Here is a 4319-nt window from a genome sequence, read left to right as displayed (position 1 = left end):
GTGGAGCGGGTGGGTGCTACGGACAGTTTCTTCGAGCTGGGTGGGCATTCGTTGCTGGCGACCCGGGTGATCTCGCGGATCCGCGAGGTGCTGGGTGTCGAGGTCGCGTTCTCGGTGTTGTTCGATCGGCCGACGGTGCGGGGGCTTGCCGAGGTGGTGTTGGAGTCCTCGGGGGTTGTGGTGCCGCCGATGGCGCCGGCCGACCGGGACAAGCCGTTGCCGTTGTCGTTCGCGCAGCAACGGCTGTGGTTCCTGGACCAACTCGACCCCGGATCCACCGAATACAACGTGGCACTCCCCGTCCGCCTCGACGGAGTGCTCGTCGTCGCCGCTCTGGGCGCCGCTCTGGGCGCACTCGTCGCGCGGCACGAGGTGCTGCGTACCCGCCTGGTGGCGGACGCGGAGGGCGTGGCCCACCAGGTGATCGACCCGCCGACCGCCTTCTCGCTGCCGGTGGTGGACGTATCCGGCAGCGATGATCCGCTCGGCCTCGCGGAGCAGATCGTCGCTCGGGGCATGACGGAGCCGTTCGATCTCGCCGGGGGGTCCCTCTTCCGCGGCACGCTGATCCGGCTGGGAATCGGCGAGCACGTACTGTCGCTGGCCATGCCCCACGTCGTCTCGGACGAGTGGTCGGCGCGGATCATCCACCAGGAGATGGCGGCACTGTACGAAGCCTTCCGTTCCGGTGAGCCGAACCCGCTGCCTCCGCTGCCGGTGCAGTACGCCGACTTCGCGGTATGGCAACGCGAATGGCTGAGCGGCGACGTAATCGACGGACAACTTTCCTATTGGCGCGATCAGTTGGACGGAATAGCCGAGCTTGAGCTGCCGCTCGACCGGACCCGTCCGCCGATCCGGTCATCGGTGGGGGCGAGTACGCAGTTCGCCGTTCCCGCGGAGACGGCGGAAGCGCTGCGCGTGCTGTCCCGTTCGAGCGGCACGACGATGTTCATGACGCTGCTTGCGGCGTTCGACATCCTCCTCGGCCGATACTGCGACACGGACGACGTCGCGGTCGGCACGGCTGTGGCGAACCGGAACCGGGCAGAGACCGAGAGCCTGATCGGCTTCTTCGTGAACACGCTCGTCCTGCGCACCGATCTGTCGGGCGACCCGACCTTCACCGAACTCCTCGGCCGGGTACGGAAGACCGCCTTGGGGGCCTACGCTCACCAGGACCTGCCGTTCGAGCAACTGGTGGACGAACTCGTCACCGAGCGGGACCGGTCCCGGACCTCCCTGTTCCAGGTCTACTTCAACTACGTGCGCGATGGCGCCGGAGCGGCGGACGCGTCCGACCCCGACGGCCCGGACCAGGCGTACGGCGCACAGCAGGCCGACGCCGACAACGACGCCGATTCCGCGGTGCCGGGTCCCGCCATGACGCGTGACCTCACCCTCTCGGACCTGTCGCTGACCTTCAGGGACAGCGGTGAAGGCGCCCTGTCCGGCGAGATCGAGTACAGCACCGCGCTGTTCGACGACACCACGATGCAGCGCATGGCGGGCCACCTCGTCGCCGTCCTGCAGGGCGTCCTCGAACCGGACCGCAGCATCGGCGCCCTGGAGCTGCTCACCGACGCCGAACGCTCGACCCTGCGGCAACTCGGAACCGGCACCGAGACGCACGCGGAAGGACGCCCCGTTCATCTGCTCGTCCAGGAGCAGGCGCACCGCACGCCCGACGCCGTCGCCGTCGTGGAGGGCGACCGCCACCTCACGTACGGCGGGCTGAACGCGGAGGCCAACCAGCTCGCACACCGGCTCATCGCGGAAGGTATCGGCCCCGAGGACGTCGTCGGTGTATGCCTCGCCCGCAGCCTGAAGACGGTCGTGGCCCTGCTCGCCGTCCTCAAGGCAGGTGCTGCCTATCTGCCCTTCGACGCGGACCAGCCCGCCCAGCGACTCCACCACATGACGGAGTCCTCCGGTGCCGCGCTGCTCCTCACCGAATCCGTACTGGACGAGCGGCTCTCGGCTTTCTCCGTGCCCCGCCTCCTCATCGACACCGACTGGCCGGACATCGCCAGGTGCGCCACCGATGACCCGCAGGTGGACGTGACGCCGCAGAACCTCGCGTACGTCATCTTCACCTCCGGTTCGACCGGCATGCCCAAGGGCGTGCTCATCCAGCACCACTCGTGGAGCCTGCAACTGCAGGAGATGGGCCGGCGGTACGGCCTGACCCCGGCAGACGTGACACTTCAGCTGGCCTCCCTCACCTTCGACGCGGCGCAGGAGCAGCTCTTCGCGATCCTGCTGCACGGCGGACGCCTCGTACTGCGCGGGTCGGATCAATGGGCACCGGAGCGCGTGCTGCGCGAGATCCGGGAACAGGCCGTGACCTCCGTGGAGATCACACCCGCGCTCTGGGAGATGGTCATCCCCGGCCTCTCGGCCGGTGACGTGCTGGGTCCGGAATTCCGCTGGCTGATCCTGGGCGGCGAAGCCGTGTCGCCCCAGGCGCTCGACCAGTGGTTCGCGCAGACGTCCGTGCCCATCTACAACACGTACGGGCCGACCGAGACGACCATCACCTGTGTCGCCTCCACGCTTCGGGAGCCTGTGTCGTCGGTGCCGATCGGTCTTCCGATCGCGGACACCAAGGTGTACGTCCTCGACGCCCGGTCCAAGCCCGTGCCCGTCGGCATCCCGGGTGAGCTGTTCATCGGTGGCGCAGGCGTGGCACGCGGCTACGGCGGTCGCCCCGCGCTGACGGCCGAACGGTTCGTGGCCGACCCGTTCGTCGGCGGCGGAGCGCGCATGTACCGGTCCGGCGACAGGGTGCGCTGGCTCGCGGACGGGCAGCTGGAGTTCCTCGGCCGCGCCGACCACCAGATCAAGGTGCGCGGAGTCCGCATCGAGCCGGGCGAGATCGAAGCCGTCCTCGCCACGCACCAGGGCGTCCGGTCGGCAGTCGTGACGGCCTTCGGCGACGGCATGGGCCGCCGCCTCGTGGCCTACGTGGTCCCCGCCGACCTCGGCGAGGGCATTCCGCCGGTGGCCGAGATGCGAGACCACCTGCGCCAGAGCCTGCCGGACTTCATGACCCCCGCCGTGTTCATCGAGCTGACCGAGCTGCCCCTGACCCAGAACGGCAAGCTCAACCGCGCCGCACTTCCCCAGCCCGACCCCGCCGCCCACGCGGACACACACGAGTACGTGGCTCCGGAGGGAGCCACCGCGGAGCTGCTCGCCGGGATCTGGGTGCAGGTCCTCGGCGTGGACGGGATCGGCGCCGACGACGACTTCTTCGGGATCGGCGGCCACTCGCTGCTTGCCACCCAGGTGATCTCCCGGGTGCGCGAGGTCTTCGGGACCGAGGTGCCGCTGTCGGCGCTCTTCGACCGGCCCACGGTACGTGGCCTGGCCGAGACGATCGACGAGTCCGGCACGGGGGTGACGGTGCCGCCGGTGACGCCGGAGGGCCGGGACGAGCCGTTGCCGCTGTCGTACGCACAGCAGCGTCTGTGGTTCCTGGACCGGTTGGACCCGGGCGCGCTGGGCCACGTACTGCCGACCCCGATGCCCTGGCGCGGAGACCTGGACGTGGACGTCCTGGGGGCGGCACTCAGCGCTGTGATGGCGCGACACGAGGTGCTGCGCACCCGCCTCACCCCTGACGCGGACGGTGTGCCGCATCAGGTGATCGACCCGCCGGCCCCCTTCCCGCTGCCGGTCGTCGACGTGTCCGATGCGGCAGACCCGGTAGGTGTCGCCCACGCCCTTGTGGCAGCGGACGCGGCCACTCCGTTCGATCTGACGAACGGGCCACTGGTTCGGGCCGCCCTGATACGTCTCGCTCCGGACGAGCACGTACTGGCGCTCACCATGCACCACGTCGTCACCGACGAATGGTCGGAGCGCATCCTCCAGCGCGAACTCGCGGCGCTGTACGAGGCGTTCCGCGCGGGCGAGCCGGACCCGTTGCCGCCGCTTGCCGTGCAGTACGCGGACTTCGCGGTGTGGCAGCGGCAGTGGCTGGCCGGTGACGTCCTGGACGAGCAGCTTGCCTACTGGCACGACCAGCTGAGCGACGTTCCGACCCTGGAACTCCCGGTCGACCGGCCGCGTCCGGCGGTGCGGTCCTCGGCGGGGGCGCAGGCCGCGTTCACTGTGCCGGTGGCCGCGGCGGAGGCGTTGCGAGCGCTGTCGCGTCAGAGCGGCACGACGATGTTCATGACGCTCCTCGCGGCGTTCGATGTCCTGCTGGGTCGGTACGCGGGTTCGGATGATGTGGTGGTGGGCACGCCGGTCGCGAACCGGAATCGTGCGGAGACTGAGGACCTGATCGGGTTCTTCGTGAATACGCTGGT

General features: G+C 69.6%; 1 protein-coding gene. It reads left to right on the top strand.

Annotated elements, in window-relative coordinates:
* Positions 1-9 precede the first annotated feature (9 nt).
* The coding region (locus ACFWSK_RS37365; protein ID WP_383796541.1) for an amino acid adenylation domain-containing protein at positions 10-4319 on the top strand (4310 nt) is incomplete at its 3' end.

The organism is Streptomyces sp. NPDC058620 (assembly GCF_042717135.1).
Taxonomy (GTDB): domain Bacteria; phylum Actinomycetota; class Actinomycetes; order Streptomycetales; family Streptomycetaceae; genus Streptomyces.
Note: the sequence above shows the minus strand (reverse complement) of the source record. Positions and strands in the feature narration are given on the sequence as shown.